General features: G+C 43.0%; 21 protein-coding genes and 1 riboswitch. Of the genes, 15 read left to right on the plus strand and 6 right to left on the minus strand.

Annotated features, from left to right (window positions below):
* Positions 1-108: 108 nt before the first annotated feature.
* The 3 genes from DESACI_RS08975 to DESACI_RS08985 all read right to left on the minus strand — a co-directional run bounded on the left by DESACI_RS08975 (position 109) and on the right by DESACI_RS08985 (position 2961).
* Positions 109-900 carry an ABC transporter permease gene (locus DESACI_RS08975; protein ID WP_014826868.1) on the minus strand — a complete coding sequence of 264 codons (792 nt, stop codon included), beginning with the start codon at positions 898-900 and terminating at the stop codon, positions 109-111.
* Entirely contained in the window at positions 897-1538 is a 642-nt protein-coding gene (locus DESACI_RS08980; RefSeq protein WP_014826869.1) for an ABC transporter ATP-binding protein, read from the minus strand. The genes DESACI_RS08975 and DESACI_RS08980 overlap by 4 nt, the downstream gene beginning before the upstream one ends.
* Positions 1539-1674: 136 nt before the next feature.
* Positions 1675-2961, minus strand: a complete 1287-nt coding sequence (locus DESACI_RS08985; RefSeq protein ID WP_014826870.1) for a DedA family protein — start codon at positions 2959-2961, stop codon at positions 1675-1677.
* Positions 2962-3585: 624 nt separating this feature from the next.
* Between DESACI_RS08985 and DESACI_RS08990 the strand changes: the two genes are divergently transcribed.
* The 10 genes from DESACI_RS08990 to DESACI_RS09035 all read left to right on the plus strand — a co-directional run bounded on the left by DESACI_RS08990 (position 3586) and on the right by DESACI_RS09035 (position 14433).
* A complete protein-coding gene (locus DESACI_RS08990) occupies positions 3586-4050 on the plus strand; it encodes a ferritin-like domain-containing protein (protein ID WP_014826871.1) in 465 nt (154 codons plus the stop codon).
* Positions 4051-4368: 318 nt separating this feature from the next.
* Positions 4369-6252: a sigma-54-dependent Fis family transcriptional regulator gene (locus tag DESACI_RS08995; protein ID WP_014826872.1), complete on the plus strand. Its 1884-nt coding sequence runs from the start codon at positions 4369-4371 to the stop codon at positions 6250-6252.
* Positions 6253-6432: 180 nt separating this feature from the next.
* Complete coding sequence (sucC, locus tag DESACI_RS09000) at positions 6433-7569, plus strand: ADP-forming succinate--CoA ligase subunit beta (RefSeq protein WP_014826873.1); 1137 nt, start codon at positions 6433-6435, stop codon at positions 7567-7569.
* Positions 7550-8455, plus strand: a complete 906-nt coding sequence (gene sucD / locus DESACI_RS09005; protein WP_014826874.1) for a succinate--CoA ligase subunit alpha — start codon at positions 7550-7552, stop codon at positions 8453-8455. Before sucC ends, sucD begins: the two co-directional genes overlap by 20 nt.
* Complete coding sequence (locus DESACI_RS09010; protein WP_014826875.1) at positions 8434-10107, plus strand: acyl-CoA mutase large subunit family protein; 1674 nt, start codon at positions 8434-8436, stop codon at positions 10105-10107. The genes sucD and DESACI_RS09010 overlap by 22 nt, the downstream gene beginning before the upstream one ends.
* A gap of 15 nt (positions 10108-10122) precedes the next feature.
* A complete protein-coding gene (locus DESACI_RS09015) occupies positions 10123-10524 on the plus strand; it encodes a cobalamin B12-binding domain-containing protein (RefSeq protein ID WP_014826876.1) in 402 nt (133 codons plus the stop codon).
* Between the two features lie 46 nt (positions 10525-10570).
* The gene (mce, locus tag DESACI_RS09020; protein WP_014826877.1) at positions 10571-10984 is read left to right on the plus strand and encodes a methylmalonyl-CoA epimerase; all 414 of its coding nucleotides are present in this window, start codon (positions 10571-10573) and stop codon (positions 10982-10984) included.
* A gap of 13 nt (positions 10985-10997) precedes the next feature.
* Positions 10998-12545, plus strand: a complete 1548-nt coding sequence (locus DESACI_RS09025; RefSeq protein WP_014826878.1) for an acyl-CoA carboxylase subunit beta — start codon at positions 10998-11000, stop codon at positions 12543-12545.
* A gap of 11 nt (positions 12546-12556) precedes the next feature.
* Positions 12557-14092 carry an acetyl-CoA carboxylase biotin carboxylase subunit gene (accC, locus tag DESACI_RS09030; protein ID WP_014826879.1) on the plus strand — a complete coding sequence of 512 codons (1536 nt, stop codon included), beginning with the start codon at positions 12557-12559 and terminating at the stop codon, positions 14090-14092.
* Positions 14089-14433, plus strand: coding sequence for a biotin/lipoyl-containing protein (locus tag DESACI_RS09035; RefSeq protein WP_014826880.1), 345 nt, complete (start codon positions 14089-14091; stop codon positions 14431-14433). The genes accC and DESACI_RS09035 overlap by 4 nt, the downstream gene beginning before the upstream one ends.
* Positions 14434-14748: 315 nt before the next feature.
* On the opposite strand, the gene DESACI_RS09040 is transcribed toward DESACI_RS09035, so the two are convergent.
* The 3 genes from DESACI_RS09040 to DESACI_RS09050 form a co-directional block, all read right to left on the minus strand.
* On the minus strand, positions 14749-15360 hold the full coding sequence (locus DESACI_RS09040) for an acetate uptake transporter (protein WP_242833146.1): 612 nt from the start codon (positions 15358-15360) through the stop codon (positions 14749-14751).
* 35 nt (positions 15361-15395) lie between these two features.
* The gene (acs, locus tag DESACI_RS09045; protein ID WP_014826882.1) at positions 15396-17339 is read right to left on the minus strand and encodes an acetate--CoA ligase; all 1944 of its coding nucleotides are present in this window, start codon (positions 17337-17339) and stop codon (positions 15396-15398) included.
* Positions 17340-17636: 297 nt separating this feature from the next.
* Positions 17637-18530, minus strand: coding sequence for a LysR family transcriptional regulator (locus DESACI_RS09050; protein WP_014826883.1), 894 nt, complete (start codon positions 18528-18530; stop codon positions 17637-17639).
* A 244-nt stretch (positions 18531-18774) separates the two neighbouring features.
* On the opposite strand from DESACI_RS09050, the gene DESACI_RS09055 reads away from it, so the two are divergent.
* From DESACI_RS09055 to DESACI_RS09075, 5 genes are all read left to right on the plus strand, one after another.
* Positions 18775-19791 carry a YeiH family protein gene (locus DESACI_RS09055; RefSeq protein ID WP_169314525.1) on the plus strand — a complete coding sequence of 339 codons (1017 nt, stop codon included), beginning with the start codon at positions 18775-18777 and terminating at the stop codon, positions 19789-19791.
* A gap of 410 nt (positions 19792-20201) precedes the next feature.
* Positions 20202-20377: riboswitch (Lysine riboswitch) on the plus strand.
* Between the two features lie 82 nt (positions 20378-20459).
* Positions 20460-21350, plus strand: a complete 891-nt coding sequence (gene dapA / locus DESACI_RS09060; RefSeq protein ID WP_014826885.1) for a 4-hydroxy-tetrahydrodipicolinate synthase — start codon at positions 20460-20462, stop codon at positions 21348-21350.
* 416 nt (positions 21351-21766) lie between these two features.
* Positions 21767-22837 carry a M24 family metallopeptidase gene (locus DESACI_RS09065; protein WP_014826886.1) on the plus strand — a complete coding sequence of 357 codons (1071 nt, stop codon included), beginning with the start codon at positions 21767-21769 and terminating at the stop codon, positions 22835-22837.
* A 485-nt stretch (positions 22838-23322) separates the two neighbouring features.
* Positions 23323-24432, plus strand: a complete 1110-nt coding sequence (mqnE, locus tag DESACI_RS09070; RefSeq protein ID WP_014826887.1) for an aminofutalosine synthase MqnE — start codon at positions 23323-23325, stop codon at positions 24430-24432.
* Between the two features lie 29 nt (positions 24433-24461).
* Positions 24462-24725, plus strand: a complete 264-nt coding sequence (locus tag DESACI_RS09075; RefSeq protein ID WP_014826888.1) for a hypothetical protein — start codon at positions 24462-24464, stop codon at positions 24723-24725.
* Positions 24726-24909 lie beyond the last annotated feature (184 nt).

Below are 24909 nucleotides of genomic sequence, written 5' to 3' on the forward strand. Positions count from 1 at the left end.
CTGTCATGCCGGTTCAACGTAACACCTTTCTTTGGAGATGAACTAAGCGGAATTTCAGGAACAAAAAAACGGCTTGATAAATACTATCCAGCCGACATGTCTAGATTCTTATACACTAATATCTTCATTTAACTGATCTTCTTGATTAAAGAACGTTCGGTATCCCATTTGAAGAAATAGGATAACAGTAAGTGCCACCGAACCAAGAATTCCCAACATTATGGCTATCTGATATGATATGGCAGTCGTCGGCGTAGTGCCGGAAAGGATTTGTCCGGTCATCATCCCCGGCAAGAAAACTATTCCCATGCCTACCATCGATTGAATCGTAGGCATAATGGCGGAATCAAATGTACTGTTAATAATGGTTTTTGTAGCAACTTGAGGTGTTGCTCCGAGTATTAAAGCTTCTTCCACCAGTGCTTTTTGTGTCGTCATTCCCTCAAGTAAGGATTTGACACCAAGAGATATTCCGGTCATTGAGTTACCAATGAACATTCCGGCTATTGGCACAAAGTATTGCGGATTATACCAAGGAGTAATCCGGATTACAATCAATAAAAAATATAAGAGGCAAGATATAGTACCAATACTCATAGAAAATCCAATAACTTTCTTTAAAGGATTTGATAAGTTTCCTTTAAACTTTTTAAAAATCGTGTAAATCGAAAAAGCTTCCATTATTAAAATGATCGCCCCGGTAAGGAGGGGATTGGGATAATGGAATACGTAAACAAGAATATAACCGGTCAAAATCAATTGTAACGTCATTCTAAGAGAAGAAATAATGATTTCCTTTTCTCTTGCGATTCCTCGGATTCTAACAATCGCAAGAACAATTAAAACAAAAAAATAGGAAAGCCCAACCTGCAAAAAAGTTAAATTAATGATCCCGTTCATAATTGCACCTCCGACTTAAGCATCTTACCTTTAGATATCTCGATGATAATGTCGGAATATTTCTGGGCGATTGCTTTTGAATGGGTTACCATTACAATTGTCTTCTTTTCTCTCTTTATATGATCTGTCAGCATTTGAATAATTATTTCTTCGGTTTCATCATCTAAAGCTGAAGAGGGCTCATCGAGAAGATACACTTCAGAATTAAGAAGAAGGAGACGGCCTAAAGCAAGCCTTTGTTTTTCCCCTCCAGATAGGGTATTGGCGGCACTTTCGAGTGACTTGTTCAATTTTACTTGTTCTAAGATGTGGTTTAATACCCCGTCACTTGGTAACTCTCTTTCCTGAAATTTTAGTCCGGCATTTAAATTGTCACGAATACTCCCTGCAAATATAGCAGGGTTTTGAGAAAGCATACTAACTTGTCTGCGGTGGGCGACAGAATTTATTTGTTGCAGATCGGTTTCCTTAAATATAATTTTGCCTTGTGTGGGAGAGATTAATTTATTTAACATTTTTAAAATAGTTGTTTTACCACTGCCGCTTGGACCTATAAAAGTGGTTATTTTCTCTTGTCCTATGTTAAGTGTTGGTAAATCCAGTACATCCTTATATTTTACATTCAAAAATTCGAACATTATTTTCCTCCCTAGTAGTACTTTTGGAACAACATTATATGGGCATATGTTACTTCATCAATTTATTATATTGTATAATAGGCTCTGATTCCAAGTTAGGTTAATTTAGGATAATCCTGCAAGGCCCCCGATTTATTTATGACAGCTGCTTTTTATAATATGAAAATCGGAATTCATAAATAAAGAGACTTATTAACGTTAACAGTCCGCTGACCGTGAGGCTCATAAGCATCGTGCTCGGGGGATGAATTCGGAGATAAATGGGGCTGAGGGTTAAGGCAATCAAGAGCAAAGAATCAAGAATACCTACCGTAAATTGAGTCTTTTTATGCCTGCTTTTCCCTATAAGATAACCGAGGACTGCATAAAATGACAGAGCCGCAATAAGAAACCCTTGGCTTGATGCCTGAATGGGAGTAAGGTTTTCCAAAAGTCGAATACTATAGCCACTGAAAATGAGACGAAACAGCAAATCAATAACTGTTCCCCCCAACCAAGCCAAAGCTAAGGGAACCATATGACCCAACCTTTTTGTTGTAAACCAAAGTAATCCCCCCGCAGCAATAAAAACTATAAAGATTGATAGATGCGTTCCCAGTGCATTGACGGTTTGCATCAGCGGTACCAGATAATACGGGGCAGAACCGGCTAACCAGTTTACAACGAGATCATCTGACGGACCTACTTCATAAGACACAAAATCTTGGATCAACCCCATAAAGAAAATAAATAAAACTAAAAATAGCAGACCGCCAACTGTGACGATAAGACGTCGTTTACCGAGGGACATATAACGTTCAGGCAACCGTTGCCATTGATTATATAACCAATCGCCCAAGCGATGATGGTACCTGTAGACAAGATAAAAGGTCAGGGCTAAGAAGGCTGCTATAACTCCCAAAATGAGTGCATAGCGATGGATAATGGGGAGAATTGTCTCCCAGCGACTTCCCAGCAGTCTTCCGATGATAACCCAGATTGACACCCAAAGAATTGCACCGAGATAAGCGAAGAAGGCAAAGCTTTTATAACTTAAACGGGTTAACCCGGCAATATAACCCGATAAATGGCGTACACCGGGGATAAAATAGCCAATGGTTAAGAGCTTGCCTCCGTGCCGCTGGTACCATTCAAATGCTTTTTCTAATCGTTCGCTCCCAGCATGTTTTTTAAGATGGTGCATGACGTTCTGTTGAAATAATCTTCCCAGAAAATAGGCCACTGTAATTCCGGTAATGCTTCCACCCGCGGAAGATAATACGGCTAAAACGGGATTTAGTTTTCCTTCGTACGTCAAAAAACCAATGAAGACCATTAATGTTTCATCGGGAAGTGGTACTCCTAAAATTGAAATTCCCAAAATCACGTATAAACCCAAATACCCATAATGCGTTACATAAGATATAAGAAGTGTTGAACTCATAATTCCTCCTTGCAGGATTTGAATTATTTAAGAGTTTTCCTTTTTGTTAAGCGTTTCAAAATAACCCTAAGTGAAAGAAGTTCATCCAATCGTGAGACTCCCACTTCTTGTAAGTGAGAGTGGTCCCCGGTCTCTGCTTCGGTGGGGTAGAGTCCCCTGCCGAAGCCCCGATGTTCAGCTTTAGCTGAACGAGTTCACTCCCAAGATAAAGTACAGATAGTATTCCCGATAAGGCAGTTCCTTTTGCAAGGATTATGAGTGAAAATAGCAAAGATTAATCTATCACTATCATTTCATAATCCTTTAAGATTATCAATCTTCCTATTTATTATTTAAAACGAAATCATTCAATCTGCCTGCGGGTTTGAGGAATTAGTGGAGTCAATTTTACCTTATTTACTGAATTAATTGTCAATATGGTATAATAACGCTATCCTTACATAGAAGCATATAAGACAAGACAAAACTGGCAGATCATTCAAATAATTTCTATCTATGAGGAGAAGTCGAACTTTAGTCTGTTTTAGAACTGCTCTTACATATACTGGAGTTATATTATTTACAGCTAACTTTAAATTAAGGTATACTAGAATCAAATTGAAATAGTTGGAGGAGGAGATTAAAATGACAACTAATAAAGATAGCTTTAAAGATGCCATAACTTACGCCATTAGTAATGAAGTAGACGCCTATGAATTTTATCGTAATGCGGCAAAGAAAATAACTTCAGATAAAAACCTTGCAGATACGTTCGAGGAATTGGCTGCCGAGGAACAAAAGCATAGAGATTTCTTACAGGATTACTTAGTCGGAGATATCCCAGAATTTCAATTAGATGATTTTGACGATTATCATGTGTCAGAAAGTGTAGAAAGTCCTAAACTTTCAACAGAAATGAAATTCGTTGACGCGATTGCTTTAGCCATGAAAAAAGAGGAAGAAGCAATGAACATGTATAAAAAATTTGCCCTTGCTACTACTGACGACCGGCAAAAGAAACTATTTTCAGACCTTTCCAGAATGGAAGAAATGCATAAAGTTAAATTGGAGAAGATTTATGTTAATTCTGCTTTTGGAGAAGTATGGTAATATAAGCTAAAAAGTATTTTGGCCGCTCCCTGAACCGGAGCGGTTTTTTTTATTGTATTTAAGCTCTAGAAGAAATAACCGAACACTGAGAACGAGGGACTAATCCCACTTACAAGAAGTGGGACTCTCACGATTGGATAAAAGATAGCAAATGCTTCAATAAGATAAATAGACAAAATATTCTATAGATTCAGTATTTAAGTGCTATAATATAAATATTATTACAACATAGTTTCCCTTTAAGAGTACCTTAAAAATGTTGGGTAAATTTCAAGAAAAAAACTCTTCCAGGGCCGATTGCGAAGGGAGTGCGTTGTTATGCATAAAAAAACTAGAAATGAACCGACTATTGCAGTCTTTAGTTATCATGCTTTAACATCGTTAATAAATAAACTCCAATATAAAGCACCTCATCCGGTTCGGATTATTGTGATTGATTGTATGTTGAATGATGTGCTCCAAAAGGCCGAAGCTATGGAAAAAAATAAGGAAGTTGATGTTTTTGTTTCCGCGGGAGGAACAGCCAAACTCCTCTCAGCGGAGCTGTCTATCCCTTTAGTTGAGATCAAAGTAACAGGTTTTGACTTGCTTGCTGCCTTTAGAGAAGCAAAACTTGTTTCCGATACGGTTGGACTTATTGCTTATGAAAGCAAGATTCCTAATTTAGAAAACTTCTCTGAATTGTTGAATATTACCATTCGCCAATTTACCTATCAAAAGTTTAGTGACATTGAAGAGTGCTTAAACCTCCTGAAAAACGAAGGTATCAACGTTGTAATAGGGGGAAGCTTCCTTCAAGAAGCAATCAGCAAAAAGGAATTTGAGGGAATCAAGGGAATTTTTATTTATTCGTCGGACGGTGTTACTCGTGCCTTGGATACGGCAGTTCAAGTAGCTTTCTCCAAACAAGTCGAGGCCAGAAAAGCTGAAGAACTGCGGGCAATCTTGGCCTTTTCCTATGAAGGCATAATAGCTGTTGATCGGGATGGATTAATTACAGTCATTAATTCTAGTGCTGAAAAAATTATTGGCGCTGCTGAAAATAAAGTGATAGGCCAATCCGTTGCTAAAATATTTCCCAATGCCAAGCTTACCAAAGTTATTCAGACAAATAAACCAGAGTTAAACCAAATTGAGACTGTCGGGAAGAACAAGATTGTCATTAATCGTATACCTATTTCGGTTAACTCGGAAGTTATGGGAGCAGTTGCAACATTCCAAAATATTGGGATTATCCAAGAAGTTGAAGAAAAGATTCGCAAGAGTCTCTATGAAAAGGGTTTTGCCGCTAAAACATCGATTAAAGACATCATTGGGAACAGTGAGCCGATTCAAAAAGCCAAAAGAGAGGCTTTTCTCTATGCTAAAAATGCTTCTTCGGTTCTAATCACTGGGGAGTCAGGCACAGGTAAGGAACTTTTTGCTCAAAGCATACATAACGCCAGTCCTCGGTTTCGGCATCCGTTTGTTACCATAAACTGTGCCGCAATTCCAGATAATTTGCTGGAAAGCGAACTTTTTGGTTACGAAGAAGGAGCGTTTACAGGAGCTAAAAAAGGCGGAAAGCCAGGGTTGTTTGAACTAGCTCATGAGGGTACGGTTTTTCTGGATGAAATCGGTGAACTCTCCATGTCTTTGCAATCCCGTTTGTTAAGAGTCCTGGAACAACGTGAAGTTTTGCGCATCGGAGGAGATCATATCCGCTCAGTTAATATTCAAGTGATATCAGCTACCAATAAAGATTTATGGGAGATGACAGAAAAGGGTTATTTCCGCAAGGATCTATATTACAGACTTAATGTTTTAGAACTGCGTCTTCCTACTCTGCGAGCCCGTAAATCAGATATTCCTTTACTTGTAGAACGTTTTCTTACGGAACTTTGTCATGATCTCACTGCAAAGGAAATTGAGAAAATTTCCCGGAACGCTGTATTTAGGAATTATGACTGGCCTGGAAATATTCGCGAACTGCGAAATATGATTGAAAGATTCGCAGCCCTCTATAAGGAAGAAGATCATGAGGCGCTGCTGTTATCATTATTTGAAAGGCTGATGTTGAAAGGTGTTGGTTCTAATGAACAAGCAGAAATTATCCGTGTTTTAAAGAGCGTTAAGGGCAATAAAACTGAAGCGGCGAAAAAACTTGGCATCAGCCGGACGACGATCTGGCGAAAACTAAGAGGATATAAAGAAACGATTTGAAACATTTGCAACACGATATTAATCATTATGCAACATAGTGTTTCAACAAAGAGGAATAAATTACCTTAAAAGGGGCGAATGGCTTGAATTTCGCCTCTTTTTCATGTGCAGAAAGATGGCATAAATCTTGCTTATTAATAGCAGATAATTCAGAATATTAGGTGAAAGGAGTTCGTTTCGTTGAAACTTTACGAGTTTATGGCCAAAAAGATTCTTCAAAACAATGGGATACCTGTGCCAAAGGGTGAAATTTTTACCGGAGTTGAAGGCGTGGCCGCCTTTGTTGAAAAAACGGGTCCTGTGGCTGTCAAATCTCAAGTTCTTTCCGGGGGACGAGGAAAGGCTGGCGGCATAAAGTTCGCCACAGCTCCTCAAGACGCCCTTTCCCTGGTACAGGATTTGTTGGCGGCGGAGATTAAGGGCAGCAAAGTGGAGAAGGTTCTCATTGAAAAAAAGGTGAGTATTGAACGCGAAATCTACCTTGCCCTTACAGTTGATGGCGCTAAAAAACAACCGGTTCTGTTAGCTTCTGCGGCCGGTGGGATGGAGGTTGAGCAAGTACCGGAAGAACTGATGATCAAGCGTCTTATTGACGTTACCATTGGCCTTCGGCCCTATGCCGCCCGGGAAATCGCTCGGCAAATGGGATTAAAGGGCAGGGAGGCTCAACAAGTTTCCGATCTTATGCTTAAGCTCTACCAGATTTTCCGCAAGTACGATGCCGAATTAGTGGAAATTAACCCGCTGGTTGTTACTCCAACGCAAGTTCTTGCCGCTGATGCCAAAATGACCTTGGATGATGATGCAGCCTTCCGTTTTCTTCCTGAGGTTCCCTGGGTTGAAGAAAGGACAGCCGTTGAAAAGAAAGCCGGAGATTTAGGAATCTCCTATGTTGAGCTGGACGGGGATATCGGAGTTATGGCTAACGGGGCAGGAATTACGATGGCTACTCTTGATCTGCTTAAACATTTTGGGGCCGGTGCCCGTAATTTTATGGATGCCGGAGGAGGATCAAGTTTAGAAGCGACGGCAGCAGCCTTGGAAATCTTGCTTTCTACAAACCCTAAAGCGCTCTTGATCAATATCTTCGGCGGGATAACTCGCTGTGATGAGGTAGCACAGGCCTTCGTACAAGTAAAGAATAGTCTTGGCCTGAAACTGCCTGTCGTTATTCGCCTCATAGGTACCAATGAAGATTTAGGAACTGCAATTTTACAAGAACAGGGCATTGAATCATTTAAGAATATTGAAGACGCTGTAAGAAAAGTAATCGCTTTACTGAATGGGGGCGGAGACGATGTCCATTATTATCAATGAAACCACGAGAATCCTTGTGCAAGGAATTACCGGGAACCAAGGGCAATTTCATACCCGGCAGATGCTGGCCTGCGGAAGCAAAATAGTCGGAGGCGTATCACCCGGCAAAGGCGGACAGGAAGTTCAGGGAGTCCAGGTTTTCGAAACGGTTGAAGAAGCCATGGGAGAGCAGCAGGCAGATGCATCTGTCATTTTTGTACCGGCCAGGTTAGTCAAAGATGCGGCTCTGGAAGCCATGGATGCCGGGCTTAAAACCTTGGTAATTATAACCGAACATGTTCCTTTGCATGACGCTCTGGAACTTATGGCCTTCGCTGAGAAGAAACAGGTAGAAATAATAGGCCCCAACACCTATGGACTGATCTCGCCGGGACAATCCAAGATTGGCATCATGCCCAACAACATTTTTACTCCCGGTGAGGTGGGTGTTGTGACCCGGAGCGGGACTCTCAGTTATGAAATCGTCTACCAACTGACCGGCGCTGGAATCGGTCAATCGACGGTGCTGGGCCTGGGCGGAGATCGAGTCGTTGGCCTGTCCTTCACTCAAGTCCTGGAGAAGTTCGAGGCAGATCCGCAAACAAAAGCTGTGGTTCTTGTCGGCGAGATCGGTGGAAATGCTGAAGAAGAAGCGGCTCGTTACATCAAAGGCATGAAAAAACCTGTCGTTGCTTTTTTAGCGGGCAAAAGCGCTCCCTCCGGTAAAAGAATGGGGCATGCCGGCGCAATAATTGAACGTGGTAAGGGTACTTTTGAAAGTAAAGTTGAAGCCTTAACGGCTGCCGGTGTAACTTTGGCGAACTTGCCTTGGGAGGTCGGCGGGCTCGTTAAGCAGCTCTTAGAGGAGAGGAGTGAATTATACCCGTGGAAAAGAGTGAAGAATTAAATAAAATAGTTCGTGCAAAAGCCCTTTGGGAGAGTAAGAATTTTGCCGGAAATTCTAAGCAACCCAGTACTGAACCTTGGAAAAACGGTGCCTCGGAGGTGGAATTTCAGCGACTTTATTCGCCGGAGGATCTAGAATTGGACTATCTGACCGATTTAAGCTTTCCCGGAGAATTTCCCTATACACGCGGCGTTCAGCCGGACATGTACAGGGGCAGGCTTTGGACGATGCGTCAATATGCTGGTTACGGAACCGCGCAAGAAACGAATTCCCGTTTTAAGTATTTGCTACAACAAGGACAAACCGGTTTAAGCGTCGCTTTCGATCTGGTGACACAAATTGGTTATAATTCCGATGATTCTCTGGCTCAAGGGGAAGTCGGAAAAGTGGGTGTGGCTATTGATTCCTTGGCAGATATGGAATTGCTCTTCCAAGATATACCCTTGGATAAGGTCAGCACCTCTATGACGATTAATGCCCCCGCTGCCATACTTCTGGCGATGTATATTGCGGTTGCCGAAAAACGGGGCATAGCTTCCGCTAAATTATCAGGAACGATTCAAAATGACATATTGAAGGAGTATATGGCCCGGGGAACGTACATTTTCCCCCCGGCTCCCTCAATGCGACTAATCACCGATACCTTTAAATACTGTGCCGAGCATCTTCCCAATTGGAACACCATTAGTATCAGCGGTTATCATATTCGGGAAGCGGGCTCAACTGCAGTTCAGGAAGTCGCTTTTACTTTAGCAGATGGAATTGCCTATGTTGAAGCAGCCTTGGAAGCCGGGTTGGAAATTGATCAGTTTGCCCCCCGACTCTCCTTTTTTTTCAACGCTCACTCGAATTTTTTGGAAGAGATCGCTAAGTTTAGAGCTGCCCGCAGAGTATGGGCCAAGATTATGAAAAACCGCTTCAAAGCCAATAACCCTAAATCATGGATGATGCGTTTTCATACTCAGACAGCCGGCTGTACCCTGACGGCCCAGCAGCCCGAGGTAAACATTATACGGGTGGCTTTTCAGGCCTTAAGTGCTGTGCTGGGCGGCACTCAATCCCTGCACACAAATGCCTGGGATGAGGCTCTGGCCCTCCCCAGCCAGGAATCGGCCCTGCTCGCTTTACGAACCCAACAGACTATCGCCTATGAAACCGGCATAACGGAGACGGTGGATCCTTTGGGCGGATCCTATTGCGTGGAAAAATTAACAGATGATATTGAAAAGGCCGTTTGGGGCTACCTCAAAAAGATTGATGAATTAGGCGGCGCCGTACGGGCCATCGAACTTGGCTTTCAACAAAAGGAAATTCAGACCAGCGCTTATCGTTATCAAATGGAAATCGAGCAGCAAAAACGGATTGTTATTGGGATTAACAAATTTGAGCTTCAACAAGATCCCCCCAAAGGTTTGCTTAAGGTGAATCCGAAAGTCGAACAAGAACAAAAACAACGGTTAGCAGCTGTGTATCGGAAACGAAATCAAGCAGAAGTTGAGAGGGGTCTGAATCGCTTAGAAAAGGCCGCAGAAAGCGCGGAAAACTTGATGCCCTATTTACTGGACTGCGTCCGGAATTATAGCACCTTGGGTGAGATTTGTTACATCTTACGAAAAGTATTTGGAGAATACCGGCAAGAAATTACCTTTTAATCAGGAGGAGTTACCATGGCAACAGAACAGTATCTTCGGGTTTTAATCGGTAAAGTCGGATTGGATGGGCATGACCGTGGGGCTAAAGTTATAGCCCAGGCCCTGCGGGACGCCGGAATGGAAGTTGTTTATACAGGCTTGCGGCAAACCCCGGAGCAAATTGTCGAGGCTGCGATCCAAGAGGATGTCCAAATCATTGGAATCAGCATTTTATCGGGGGCCCATAATTACCTGCTTCCGAGGATTATTGAGCTTCTGGCCCGTGAGGGTGCTCAGGATATTCAAGTTATCGCCGGTGGGATCATTCCCAAAGATGACCAGGACTTCTTAAAAGAATCAGGAGTAGCTGGGATCTTTGAAACGGGAACAGCCACTGGGGATATTGTTAACTTTATCAAAGAACGAGTAGTTGGGTAGCTTTTATGTCATGCCGGAGAGGCGAGTGAAAGGAGTATCAAGGCATATGGATCTTCAATTAAAACTGGACCATCTGGGGATCGCTGTCAAAAACCTGGATGAGGCTATCAGTGTTTATCTTGGCTTGGGGTTGAGCTGCAGTCAAGTTGAAACAATTCCCGAACAAAAAGTCCGGACGGCAACGTTACCGCTGGGTGACACCAATTTAGAACTTTTAGAGCCTATGGAAGATGACAGTCCCGTTGGGAAATTTCTTGCTTCCCGTGGAGGTGGGATTCATCATTTAGCACTGCAAGTCGCAAATATTGAGGAAAAGTTATTGGAATTGGAAAATTCGGGGTTGCGTTTAATCGATAAGATCCCTAGAAATGGACTGGGCGGAAGCCGGGTCGCTTTTATCCATCCTCAAAGTACCTTCAACACGTTAATCGAACTCGTCCAGCGCCGCGGCCAGGTTTAAGGAGGTGGAACCCTTGGATATCTACGCTAAGCTTAGCGAACTGACTGCTTTACAAGAAGCAGCCAAACTTGGGGGTGGTATCGGCCGCATTAACAGGCAGCATGAGAACGGCAAAATGACGGCTCGCGAGCGTATTGACCATCTGCTTGACGCGGGAAGTTTTATTGAGACGGATACCTTTATTAAAGGAGAGATGACCGATTTTACTAAGCCGGATGTGGTTAACGTAGGGGAAGGTGTCGTCACAGGCTATGGTACGATCCATGGCCGTCTTGTTTATGTTTTCTCCCAGGACTTTACCGTTTTCGGCGGGGCGTTAGGTGAACTTCACTCTCGAAAAATTTGCAAAATCATGGATCTTGCTCTCAAAAACGGTGCCCCGGTTATCGGCCTCAATGATTCGGGGGGCGCGCGTATCCAGGAAGGAGTCAGTGCCTTATCGGCTTACGGTGACATCTTTTATCGCAATACTTTGGTTTCAGGAGTAATCCCGCAAATTTCTGTGATCATGGGACCCTGTGCCGGCGGCGCTGTTTATTCACCGGCTATTACCGACTTTACCTTTATGGTAGAAACCACCAGCCAGATGTTCATTACCGGTCCCCAAGTCATTAAATCTGTGACCGGGGAGGAAGTAACGACTGAAGAATTAGGCGGGGCCATGGTTCATAACCATACCAGCGGAGTAGCTCATTTTCTTTATCCTTCGGAAACTGAAACACTGGTAAGGGTGAGGGATTTGTTAACTTACTTGCCCCAAAATAATTTGGAGGAGTCACCTATCTTAGAGGACCGGCCCCCTGACACTGAAGCAGATGCCCTGCTAAAGGTAGTACCGATTGAACCCAACAAGCAATATGATGTCCGGGATGTCCTCAATCTGATCGTGGACGGCGGTGAACTTTTCGAAGTTCATCAGCATTTTGCCCAAAATATTGTAACCTCTTTTGCCCGTTTCGCGGGGATGTCAGTAGGAATTGTTGCCAATCAGGCCGCTTATCTCGCCGGTTGCTTAGATATCGATGCTTCCGATAAATTATCCCGCTTTGTACGTTTTTGTGATTGCTTTAATATACCCTTAGTTACCTTTGTCGATGTTCCCGGCTTTCTTCCGGGAGTTGACCAAGAGTACCGCGGAATTATCCGTCATGGGGCAAAAATTTTATACGCTTATTCTGAGGCCACAGTCCCCAAGATTACGATTATTCTGCGGAAGGCCTACGGCGGAGCTTATGTGGCAATGTGCAGCCGCTCCTTAGGCGCCGATGTTGCCGTAGCCTGGCCGACGGCGGAAATCGCAGTAATGGGGCCGGACGGTGCGGCTAATATTATCTTCCGGGAAGAAATAATGAAGTCGGCAGACCCCAAGGCCACGATGAAACAAAGGACTGAGGAATACCGAGAGAAGTTTGCAAATCCTTATATTGCTAGTGCCAAGGGCTTAATTGACAATGTGATTGATCCCCGCGACACCCGGAAAATAATTATTCAAAGTCTCAACATGCTGAATTCTAAGCGTGAAACACATCCGCGCAAGAAGCATGGCAATATACCTTATTAGGGGGTGGAACTATGTTTCGCAAAATCTTAATTGCTAACAGAGGGGAAATCGCTGTCCGAATAATTCGGACCTGCCGGGAGATGCAGGTCAGGACTATTGCAATATATACCGAAGCTGACAGAGGTTCTCTCCATGTTCAGCTGGCGGATGAAGCGGTTAAGTGTGTCTCCAGGGCAGGATACCTGGACATGGACTGGATTATCCAAACTGCCTTAACTATGGGTGTCCAGGCCATTCACCCAGGCTATGGTTTCTTAGCGGAAAATCCGCTTTTTGCAGAAAAAACTTTGCAGGCCGGTCTCATATTTATCGGTCCTGATGCCCGGATCATGACTTTAATGGGCGATAAAGCAAAAGCCAGGGAAACGATGGCTGCCGCTGGATTTCCCGTTGTTCCGGGAGGCTCGGGAATTGTCAGGAGCGCCGAAGAAACACTGCCTATCGCTAGGGCCTTAGGTTACCCGGTGCTGATCAAGGCCGTTGCCGGAGGAGGAGGACGGGGTATGCGCTTGGTTCTCGAAGAGGATCAACTTTTTCAGAGTCTGGAGAGTGCAAGCTCCGAGGCCAATGCCTGTTTCGGAAATTCGGATGTTTATTTGGAAAAATACCTTGAGGGATGCCGGCATGTGGAAATACAAATCTTGGCGGACAACTATGGTCAAGTTGTCACGTTAGGCGAACGAGATTGTTCAATTCAACGACGGCACCAGAAACTGATTGAAGAGTCACCGTCACCCGCGCTCACCGCCCAGCTTAGAGACCGCATGAGCAAAGTTTCCAGGGATGCAGTTAAAGCTGTTGCTTATCGTGGTGCAGGGACTCTGGAGTATCTCTTAGACAAAGATTTGAATTTTTACTTTATGGAAATGAACACCCGTATTCAGGTCGAACACACGGTGACAGAATTAATTTGCGGTCTTGATCTGATTAAAGAGCAGATCCGAATTGCAGCCGGAGAACCGCTAGGGTATGAGCAATCTGATATCCGGCTGACAGGCTGGGTCATGGAATGCCGTATTAATGCAGAGGATCCGGTGACGTTCCTGCCTGCACCGGGCAAAATCGACGTTTACCGTCCACCGGGGGGCTTTGGAGTCCGCGTCGACAGTGCCGCTTACTCAGGTTATACAGTGACTCCTTTTTATGACTCCCTAATTAGCAAACTGCTCGTTTATGGCCGGACGCGGAAGGGGGTTATTGCCCGAATGCAGCGCGCTTTGGCTGAATTCAGCATTCAGGGAGTAAAGACGACGATTCCATTTCACCAAAGGATTTTGGCTGACAGCGACTTCCAAAGAGGGGAATTCACAACGGATTTTATTCAGCAGAAGCTTGATTCGGAGAATGAGTTCTGCCTGGAATCCTCAGACCGCCCGGATCAAGACGATCAATCTAGAGACAATCTTCTGGCTGCGGTGCTTAGCGCAGCCGTGGAAGCTTATGGGGATTCAGAACACCAGCGCTACCGTATTATTAACATTCAAACTTCAGGTAAGATACGTTCCCCTTGGCGTTTGGCAAGTTTATATGGAGGAGGATTACTATGAAAAAGTTTCTGGTTCGTGTAAATGATCAGGAATTTGAAGTCGAAGTGGAAGAGTTAACTCAAAAGGCAGTTAATAATACTGCTGCTTTGCCAAAAAATCCGCAAAGAAATCAAATAACGGGTCATGGCAATGGGCAGGTTTTAGCTCCTATGCCCGGGGTCATTACTCAGACTCATGTAAAGATCGGTGATATAGTTAAAGCAGATCGAACGGTAGTGACTTTAGAAGCTATGAAAATGGAAAATCGAATACCCGCCGGTAAAGACGGGCGGGTATTCGATATCCTGGTCAGTGTTGGTCAAACTGTTTCTGCCGGTGAACTTCTTATTGTCATTCAGTGAACTCGTTCAGCTAAAGTCGAACCTCGGGGCTTCGAGTGGGGGATTCTACCCCAACCGAAGAAATCAAAAGGCCCAAAAGGCGTTAATAGATGCGTCCTTTTGGGCTGATTTTGTGTATGGGATTCTCTTATTTTCGAAAGCTGTTTTGCAATACCTTCGATTATCACCTTCGATTATCAAGCTCTTTATCCAATCGTGAGACTTCCACTTCTTGTAAGTGGGAGTGGTCCCCGGTCTCTGCTTCGGTGGGGGTAGAGTCCCACCGAAGCCCCGATGTTCAGCTTTAGCTGAACGAGTTCACTGAAAATGCGGCTGTTAACGACGTGGTCCTACCGGCAGTACAGTTCTTTTATACAGAGGATTAATAATCGCAGCTGCGGAGGCATACCAAGCACAAAGGGCCGTGATAAGACCAAAAACTCCGCCGGGAACACTGGAAATAAAACCGAATTCCGCCAGGTCTAAGAAGATAAAGGTAATTTCCAAAAAGGTAAATACTGCAAGTAAAGCATTGTTTATTCTAAAAGTACCAATCCACATATAAAATGTAAAGATGGTAAAGCCGATGAGATAAAGTCCGGTGGCTGCATGTGCATAATCCCCAAAATTAATAATTTTAAGTGTTTGTAAAATAACCATGGATGCCAAGCTCAGCCAAAATGCCCCGTACGTAGTAAAAGCTACAGCACCAAAGGTATTATTTTTTTTGAATTCCCACATGCCGGCAAGAATTTGGGCAAAACCTCCGTAAAATAAAGCTAAAGGCAAAAACAGAGCACTAAACGCTGCGGGAACAAATTGAGCGTTTGACATACTGAGAATAAATGTCGTGAGGGCAAATCCTGCTAAGCCAAGTGGCCCCGGGTCTGCTATGGAACTTTCACGAATTTCCATGATCTCTGCCAAATCATCCACACTCCTTTTCATTGAGTAGCAAAGGTCTACTATTATTTATCAATGTCTTAACTTTCATCGCCGTATTTCCTTTTTAAGAAATCCAGAACGGCGGCGTCGGCCAACGTTGAAACATCGCCCAATGCCCGGCCTTCGGCAATATCACGGAGAAGTCGCCTCATGATTTTGCCGCTCCTGGTTTTGGGCAATTCGGCTGTTAAATAAATATCATCAGGGCGGGCAATCGAGCCGATTTTACTGGAAACGTGTCCTTTCAGCTCGTCAACAAATCCATCGATGACTTCGATACCTTCTTTTACGGTAACAAAGCAGACAACGGCCTGACCTTTGACAGCATGATCTTTGCCGATACAAGCTGCTTCAGCCACAAGCGGATAATCAACTAAAGCACTTTCCACTTCGGCAGTTCCAATACGATGACCGGAAACATTAATAACATCATCGACACGACCTAAGAGCCAGAAGTAGCCGTCGTCATCCCACTTGGCTCCGTCACCGGTAAAATAATTCTCTTCAAAGTTATTCCAATAGGTTTTAATATAGCGATCGGGGTCATTGTACACGGTCCTGAGCATTGCCGGCCATGGTTCGCGAATGACTAAAAATCCTCCGGAACCTTTCGGTACGGAATTACCGGACTGGTCGACAACCTCAACGTTTATACCGGGGAAAGGAATAGTACATGATCCTGGCTTAGTTTTTGTAACTCCAGGCAGAGGTGTCATCATAATCATGCCGGTTTCAGTTTGCCACCAGGTATCAACGATCGGGCAGCGTTCACCACCGATGTGCTTGTGATACCACATCCATGCTTCGGGATTAATAGGTTCTCCGACAGTACCTAATAATCTCAAGCTGGAAATATTTCTTCCTTCGGGATAGCTTGTTCCCCATTTCATAAATGTCCTGATAGCTGTCGGAGCGGTATAAAGAATAGTAACGCTATATTTTTCAATGATTTCCCAATACCTATCTTTAGCAGGATAATCGGGGGTGCCTTCGTACATCAGAATTGTAGCGCCATTTGCCAGAGGTCCATAAACAATATAACTATGCCCTGTAATCCAGCCTACATCCGCGGTACACCAATAAACATCATCCTCTTTAAGGTCAAAAACCCAATCATGAGTCGTCGTTACTCCCACCATATAGCCGCCGGTTGTGTGTACCACGCCTTTAGGTTTACCTGTGGTTCCGCTGGTATATAATATAAAAAGTATGTCCTCAGCATCCATTGTTTCTACTGGACAAGCCATGGCAGCTTTCTGCATGGCATCGTGATACCAGACATCCCGGCCTTCCAACATCGTTACTTTGTGACCGGTTCTATTGACAACGACAACATGTTCGATGCAGTCTACGCCTTGTAAGGCATTGTCTGCATTAGCCTTAAGCGGAACAATATTTCCTTTGCGGAAACTGCCGTCGGCGGTGATTAATACCTTGGCCTGGGCATCGAGTATTCTGTCTTTCAATGATTCTGCACTAAATCCGCCAAATATTACACTATGCGGAGCTCCGAGACGGGCACAAGCAAGCATGGCTATGGCGGCTTCGGGAATCATTGGAAGATAAATAGTGACGCGGTCGCCTTTTTTTATGCCCAAGGACTTCAAAACATTGGCAAACTTGGAAACCTCCCGGTATAAATCCTGATAGGTGAGAACCCGACTATCGCCGCCTTCTCCCTCAAATATAATTGCCGCTTTATTACGCCGCCAAGAATTAAGGTGGCGGTCAACACAATTATAGGCGGCATTCAATTTACCATCCACAAACCACTGAGCAAAGGGCGGTTTCCAGTCTAATACTTGGGTCCAGGGTTTAAACCAGGTCAGACGTTCTGATTGTTTTGCCCAAAATCCCAGCCGATCGTCAGAAGCTTCAGTATAGATATCTGATGATTGAACATTGGCTTGGGAACTAAACTCTTCTGCAGGTGTAAAATGCCTGTTTTCGTATAAAAGAGCTTCAAGCTGTGTTTCAGTCACTATCTACCACACCCTTTCTTATCTTGACAGTTCATACATGAATATAAAAAAAGATAATTCCTGAGAGGATTCCGATGACACCTCCTCTTTCAAAGAAATAGGGTTGTAATTAAAGATCATTATAATAATTTATATGCAGAAAATAAAGAATATTTAATAAATTCAGACATTTAATTATTTTGTGTTGAGCATAAAATAATTCCATAGCAGAGAAAAGTCGTAGGGATACGAGGTATATACCCCCAAAATTAAACGGCGAACTCCGAAGAGCTCGCCGTTGGGTCTATAAGTTTGGATCTATAATTTAAATAAGCGTAGTTTCTCCAGAAATTCGTCGACTGCCTTAGAACTTGTCTGTTCTTTACTGTGCAGAATACTCAAGCGGCGGGAAAGCTGGAGTTTTTCTTCTGTTTTGATCGGCACGGTTTTTATAATCTTAGCCGCTAGTTCTTTATGGACGACGAGCCGCGACACAAAAGCTATTCCAAGGCCATGTATGACCGCTTCTTTGATGCCCTCGTTGCTGCTGAAGACAAAAGAACGATTCACTTTAATATCCAATGATTTTAAGAGGTCATCGCCGAAGGAGCGCGTTCCGGAACCGGATTCTCTCAAAATCCAAATCTGATTTTGCAGGTCATCTGCTGAAACTTTCTTCAACTTGCTTAGTGGATGATCTAAGGGGACTATTAAAAGCATATCATCTTGCATGAAAGGTTCTTCTTCGATGTTTGGGAGGGTAACTTGCCCTTCAACGATTCCGATGTCCAAATGGTTCTGACGCAGCATTTGAGCGATCTCTTCCGTATTGGCGATGGAAACAGATACGTTAACGTTTGGATAGTTTACCGAAACTTCTGCTAAAAAGCGAGGGAGCACATATTCACCGATGGTAAAACTCGCGCCAATTCTCAAAGTTCCGGTGACAACTTGGCGAAGTTCATCGATTTCGTTTTTGGCCTGGTCGTAATGATCGAGGATCTTTTTAGCGTGTTTAAATAAGGCTTTTCCGGCAGGTGTAAGGCTGAGCCGCCGGGAGGAACGATTAAGAAGTTTGGCTCCAAATTCGTCTTCAAGATTTCGAATGTGGAAACTGACGCTTGGCTGAGATAAAAAGAGTTCTTCGGCAGCCCGAGAAAAACTATTATTATCGACCACCGTTACGAGAACTTTAAGTGATTCCGTAATCAAAACAAAAACCTCCTCGATTCTTTAAAGCCTAATCGAATTAGGATTAATTGACTTTATATTTAATAAGTAAATCTTTAGGATAGAACATCTCGATTGTAACTGAAAATCTCAACCCTTATAGTTAGACAAGAACCTGAAGGAAAAACAACTTGTAAGCACTTGTTCCGGAGCAAGTGTTGAAAAGGAATATTTCGGGTATTTTTTAGCAAATGGAAAGGGTTGAAGACAAATGTCTCAAAATAATATGGCTTACGTTGGAACGACAACAAACTTTAAACCAAAATCAAGGTTGTTTAGATTTTATGGCGGTATATTGTTTACTTTGGCTATTGCTGCAATTGGTACGGTGGCATCCAATTTACCTATTCTGGATCGAATAGGTGCTATGCTCACATCGATTCTTATTGCAGTGGTGTATGGAAACGTCTTTGGTTATCCAGAAAGTATTCATACAGGAATACAATTTTCTGGGCATAAAATCCTGCGTTTTGCCATTATCTTATATGGTTTCAAACTCAATATTGATGTCGTTATAAACCAAGGGGGCTTGCTTCTGGTTCATGATATATTATCTATTCTGGTTGCTATTAGTATAACAGTCTTGCTTGGTAAACTATTCAAGGGGGAAAAGATGCTTACCTTGCTTCTGGGAATAGGAACAGGCGTATGTGGTGCTGCGGCTATTGCCGCTGTTTCTCCGGTTGTCAATGCGGATGATGAAGATACTGCACTCGGAGCAGGTATTATCGCCCTGGTTGGTACTGTGTTTGCTATTGGTTATGCTCTGATTCGCCCTATTCTTCCGATTTCTCCGGTCCAATTCGGAATTTGGAGCGGAATTAGTTTGCATGAGATAGCCCATGTTGCTGCGGCCGCAGCAACGGCCGGTCCGAATGCTTTAGAGATCGGTTTATTAGCTAAACTGGGACGGGTCTTTCTGCTTATTCCGTTGAGTATGATTCTTTCACTCTGGACACGGCGGAATAAGAAACAGGGAGAAGCGAAAAGGGCACCATTCCCCTGGTTTTTAATTGGTTTTCTTGCAGCAAGTATCATCGGGACGTATTTTCACATACCAAAAATTATTTTGAAGGAGATTTCAGATGTTATTGGTCCTTTCTTGTTAGCGGCTGCTATGGTTGGTTTGGGACTCCATGTTAATGTATCACGTCTGCGCAACCGGGCGTTACGGCCATTGTTGGCAATGCTTATCGCATCGATTGTTCTTTCTGTGTTTTCTTACGCTACACTTTGGTTTTAGAACTCGTATTGATTACTTTTCATTTAACTTAGCAAATATAAGTGAAATGTGAAATTAGAATATTATATTTTAAACATAAGGAATTTATATAAGTTGATATTATCTGAAATCTTCTCATTAATTTTGGGAAGATTTTTTTGCTGCAGGTGAAGACAGGGATCAAAGTTATGACCATTCCTCATCAGAAGGAGAGAAGGGGCAAATCCAAAGCTCAAACTTGCTTAGTTTGCTTGCGATAATTATAAAATACTCCGGAATCATGAGTCTCTTCGCCATCCTAACGTTTTATACAGAGAAATTTTTGACCCGAAGGAATGTCTGTTAAGTTAGCTTGCCGGATTAGATGCTTTGTATTTCCTTGTGCTTCCAATTTTGGCCTTGACAAGCACAATAAATATGAATAGACTGGATTAAATGATAGAGGTGCATTATACAATCAGTACCCGAAGTTGTTAAGGTTTACGTAAGACCGTAGCTTCGGTGAAAGGGGTAGATGCCGAAGTCGGTCTTATTTACGTGGAGACTGGGCTGGTTGAACGAAATAAGATTCGTTCAACTGTCGCATTTGCGGAGAGCTATCTATATTACCATAATGGATTGTAAAGTCGTATGGGTAATTTAGTAGCTGATTCCGTATCAGCTATTTTTTTATTGAAGGAGATTTTAATATGGAAAAGAACACTGTGTTTAAGGGTATCGCAACTGCTCTTATTACCCCTCTGGACGAAACAGGAATTAATTATGAGCAGTTCGGCAAATTGATTGATTGGCAAATTACAGAAGGAATTGACGCTCTGGTAATTTGCGGAACCACCGGTGAAGCGTCGACCCTCACTGACGCCGAACACAGAGAGGCCATTTCATTTGCTGTTCAGCGCGCGGCAGGCAGAGTACCAATTATTGCCGGCACAGGCAGCAATGATACGGAATACGCACATGACCTCACGCGTTATGCCTGCGAAGCAGGTGCGGATGCAATGCTCGTAGTTACCCCTTATTACAATAAGGCTACGCAAAAGGGCCTGATTAAAATGTTTACCCAAATTGCCGACAAGAGTACAAAACCCATTATCCTCTATAATGTGCCTTCAAGGACAGGTATTAATATTGAGCCGGAAACCTATGAGGTATTGGCTGAACACCAAAATATAGTAGGGATTAAAGAAGCAAATGGCAACATTTCTAAAATTGTCGAAACAATGGCTCGTGTGCGTGGCAAGCTTGATTTGTATTCAGGCAATGACGATCAAATAGTTCCCCTCATGGCACTTGGCGGAATTGGCTGCATTTCTGTCCTTTCCAACATAATGCCTGCCCAGACCCGTGAGATTTGCACCCGTTTCTTTAACGGTGACATCGCAGGCAGTGCTGAGCAGCAATTTGAACTTTACAATCTAATCAATGTACTATTTAGTGAAGTAAATCCTATTCCAGTCAAGGCTGCTATGGCAGCTATGGGTTTCTGCAAGGATTATCTGAGATTACCTCTCACTACAATAGAGGATACTCACCGTGAAAAGTTGATTTCTATTATGAGAAGATATGGATTGAATGTCTGAGGAAAGAACACCTCCGATTTCAATAACTAGTATTATGTCCTACGACCGGACAAAACCGGGGGTAGGACTTTTTTTAGGTAGTCACCGACCATGGCGATAGAGCGGAAGAATAGCTGGTTGTTAGCGTATCGGGGTATGTTGTTTTTTAATAGTGATTCAAGTTGAACTACCAAAATGATACAATAATTACAGATCAGTGATAGAACGTGCGAATGAGCGATGCGCCTGAATAAATTTGTTGTAACGGTCTAAGGAGGAAAAGTTCAATGTACAAAAAGCCGGAGGATCTGTTATGATTTTCATTGGAGTCATCGCAATAGTTTATAAGTAATAGATAATTTTTTGGGGACTGAATCTCCTTATGAAAAGGCAAAATAAGATGAGTTACTAAAAATTAAATTGGAGAGAAGAGACAGATGAACAAGCAACGAATCAATGATGTTATCGACAAAATGAAAAAAGAGGGCCTGACACAGATCATAGTGTCATCCACGGCATCCCTTTATTACTTAACCGGGTATTGGGTTGAACCTCATGAGCGCATGATTGCCTTGTATTTGGATGCTTCGGGAAAGGCAGTTCTGTTTGGCAATGAGATTTTTGGCCTGAATAGTATGCCGGATTTGCCGCTGATTTGTCACACAGACAGCGAAAATCCTGTCAAGGATCTAGCCAACGTGGTTAAAGCAGGAAAACTGGGGATTGATAAGTTTTGGAGCAGTAAGTTCCTAATTGAGTTGATGGGGTTAAGGAATGATGTTGTACCTGTTCACGGTTCTGCTCCTGTAGATCTGGCCAGAATGTTTAAAGATGAACCTGAAATGATCATGATGCGCCATAATTCCCGCATCAATGATCAGGTGGTTGGAACGGTCATATCTATGCTCGAAGACGGAGTGACAGAAAATTATCTTGCTTCTCAAGTCAATAAGCTCTTCCTGCAAAACGGTGCGGATTGTGAAGGGACACAGATTGTTTGCTTTGGCGCAAACGGCGCAGATCCCCATCATAGCAGTGACAGCACGGTTCTCCAAACAGGCGACAGTGTGATTTTAGACATTTTTACACCTTTGAACCACTATTGGTGCGATATGACAAGAACTGTATTTTATAAAACTGTTTCCGAGCAGCAGCGTCGTGTATATGACCTAGTAAAGCTCGCCAACGAAACGGCAATTTCCAGGATAAAGCCGGGAGTATTGCTTTCGGAAATAGATAAAACAGCGAGGGATATCATTATTCAGGGAGGATACGGCAAGTATTTTACCCATCGACTGGGACATGGAATTGGTCTTGAATGTCATGAACCTCCTGATGTAAGCCTTGCTTCGGATATTCCCCTTGAGGCAGGTATGATTTTTTCTGTTGAGCCGGGAATTTATTTGCCTGGGGAGTTTGGTGTGAGAATTGAAGATCTCGTGATGGTCATGGAGGATGGCTGCGAGGTTCTCAATAAGTATCCCAAGGAATTGCAAGTTATTCTTTGACGCATAGGAAGGGTACAAGAAAAAGAGAAGCCGGTCGCCTAGAGAACGTGTATACTGTTCGTTACATTATGCTAGCTGGAGGTATTTGAATTGCCAGATATTAAGTTTGAAATTAAGGAAACCATCGGGGTTCTATCCGAATCAGCGAAAGGATGGAATATGGCTAGAGACAAGGCCGATAAGATGCCGGTTTACTAGGTGATCTTGTAAGAGGTTTTGCATTCGAAGGAGCAGTGATTGGCCAATAATACAGCGTTGAATTCAGAAGAGTTAAGCCAAACATGGTCAAGACACTCTTATTGACAATGCTATTAAGCAAACGGTACAATTGTTTTAACTTCTTTAGAAATTTGATCGGGTAGAAAGATGCTCGATTAATTTTTTGCCATTTCCATTTAATGAAGAAAAACAATTACTTTTCAATTAGCAATTATTATCGATCCATTTAGACTAACAAGTTGTAGTATTGAAAGAAGGAATTAAACGTGCAATTTCGCTCTGTTCTGTCCGGCTTGGAAGATATCGGCCAAAAGCTTGAAAAAGGGGAACGCTTGGACCGTGCCGATGGGATTAGCTTGCTGCGAACAAATAATATCCTTGGATTAGGTTATTTGGCGAATGAAGCCCGACATGCCAAGGTCGGCGATCAAGTCTATTTTAACAACAATGCACATATTAACTATAGCAATGTTTGTAAAGTGCGCTGTGGATTTTGTGCCTTTGGCAAAGACCTGGACGAAAAAGGTTCCTATACAATGACTATTGAACAGGTCGTTGAGCGCGCCAAACATTTTGCTTCCTTAGGTGCTACTGAAATTCATATGGTGGGAGGAATTCACCCGGAGCTTCCCTTCTCCTTCTATGTAGAAATGCTGCAAAAAGTTCAGGAGAGCGTACCTCAAGTCAGTATTAAAGCTTTTACCGCTGCAGAGTATGACTATTTTGCTCAAATTGAGGGTGTGCCTGTAGAAGAGATCCTTAAAAGATTAGCAAAGGTAGGTCTTCGCTTTGTTACTGGGGGAGGAGCCGAAAATTTCAGTCAGCGGGTACGAGATATTATCTGTCCTGGAAAATTAAGCGGTGAGCGTTGGTTGGAAGTCCATAGAACAGCCCATAAATTAGGAATACCCACGAATGCGAATATGCTCTATGGTATTATAGAAACTGATGAAGAGTTGATTGATCATCTACTAGCCTTGCGTAAGCTGCAGGATGAAACCGGAGGCTTTTATGCTTTAATTCCGACGGCCTTTCATCCGAAGAATACAAAATTCGAATACCTGCCCCAGGCCAGTGCCGTAAGAACTTTAAAAGTTATTGCCACGGCCCGCCTTATTCTTGATAACTTCCGATATATTAAAGCTTACTGGGTGTCTTCCGGTTTACAGCTTGCGCAAATGTGCCTGAATTTTGGAGCTAACGATTTAGATGGAGTAGTGCGAGAGGAAAAAATTTATCACACCGCCGGTGCTTCCAGCCCACAAGAACAAAGTGAACAGGAACTAATCCGTATGATTAATGAAGTTGGCTTAACTGCCGTTGAACGAGATACCTTTTATAATGTTCGAAAAATTTACGAACCCAACCCCAAGTGATGCATAAAAATCTGTAAAAAGAGCACTATATGATCAAGGGTATACAGTGGTCGAGCCAAGATTTATATCGGCTCTTTGCGGGTCGATATGGGTCGGCCAAAGATGATTTTCAGGTGTTAAAACGCTTGTTTGTTGTCGGAGGGAAGATCTTTTATAGTGGGGAAAAGCTTTATTACAGTCGATTTTTGGCAACAATATTGATTGTTATGGGGTTCCAACTTATTGTAAAAGGTCGAGCTAAGATGATGCGGGGTATTGATTTTTTTCATAGATATACAAGGCAGCTTGCATAACTATGAATTGACTGGTCATATACAGCCGTAAGGTTGTGTGTGGTTGGGTAGGTATCTTGCATGGTCGAACGAACCATTTTTATGGGTTGTGACCTGCTTGATAATGGTCGAAAGATCATTCTTAGGTAATAAGCTATCTATAAAGGTGCAAGGTAGATCATTGTATGCTCTTTATAAGCTCCTG

The organism is Desulfosporosinus acidiphilus SJ4, from assembly GCF_000255115.2.
GTDB classification, from domain to species: domain Bacteria; phylum Bacillota; class Desulfitobacteriia; order Desulfitobacteriales; family Desulfitobacteriaceae; genus Desulfosporosinus; species Desulfosporosinus acidiphilus.

Excerpts from the sequence above, each read along its gene's own strand:
- DESACI_RS08975 (WP_014826868.1), bottom strand. The coding sequence starts at position 900 with ATGAACGGGATCATTAATTTAACTTTTTTGCAGGTTGGGCTTTCCTAT.
- DESACI_RS08980 (WP_014826869.1), bottom strand. The coding sequence starts at position 1,538 with ATGTTCGAATTTTTGAATGTAAAATATAAGGATGTACTGGATTTACCA.
- DESACI_RS08985 (WP_014826870.1), bottom strand. The coding sequence starts at position 2,961 with ATGAGTTCAACACTTCTTATATCTTATGTAACGCATTATGGGTATTTG.
- DESACI_RS08990 (WP_014826871.1), top strand. The coding sequence starts at position 3,586 with ATGACAACTAATAAAGATAGCTTTAAAGATGCCATAACTTACGCCATT.
- DESACI_RS08995 (WP_014826872.1), top strand. The coding sequence starts at position 4,369 with ATGCATAAAAAAACTAGAAATGAACCGACTATTGCAGTCTTTAGTTAT.
- sucD (WP_014826874.1), top strand. The coding sequence starts at position 7,550 with ATGTCCATTATTATCAATGAAACCACGAGAATCCTTGTGCAAGGAATT.
- DESACI_RS09015 (WP_014826876.1), top strand. The coding sequence starts at position 10,123 with ATGGCAACAGAACAGTATCTTCGGGTTTTAATCGGTAAAGTCGGATTG.
- mce (WP_014826877.1), top strand. The coding sequence starts at position 10,571 with ATGGATCTTCAATTAAAACTGGACCATCTGGGGATCGCTGTCAAAAAC.
- accC (WP_014826879.1), top strand. The coding sequence starts at position 12,557 with ATGTTTCGCAAAATCTTAATTGCTAACAGAGGGGAAATCGCTGTCCGA.
- DESACI_RS09035 (WP_014826880.1), top strand. The coding sequence starts at position 14,089 with ATGAAAAAGTTTCTGGTTCGTGTAAATGATCAGGAATTTGAAGTCGAA.
- DESACI_RS09040 (WP_242833146.1), bottom strand. The coding sequence starts at position 15,360 with ATGAAAAGGAGTGTGGATGATTTGGCAGAGATCATGGAAATTCGTGAA.
- DESACI_RS09055 (WP_169314525.1), top strand. The coding sequence starts at position 18,775 with ATGGCTTACGTTGGAACGACAACAAACTTTAAACCAAAATCAAGGTTG.
- dapA (WP_014826885.1), top strand. The coding sequence starts at position 20,460 with ATGGAAAAGAACACTGTGTTTAAGGGTATCGCAACTGCTCTTATTACC.
- DESACI_RS09065 (WP_014826886.1), top strand. The coding sequence starts at position 21,767 with ATGAACAAGCAACGAATCAATGATGTTATCGACAAAATGAAAAAAGAG.
- DESACI_RS09075 (WP_014826888.1), top strand. The coding sequence starts at position 24,462 with ATGATCAAGGGTATACAGTGGTCGAGCCAAGATTTATATCGGCTCTTT.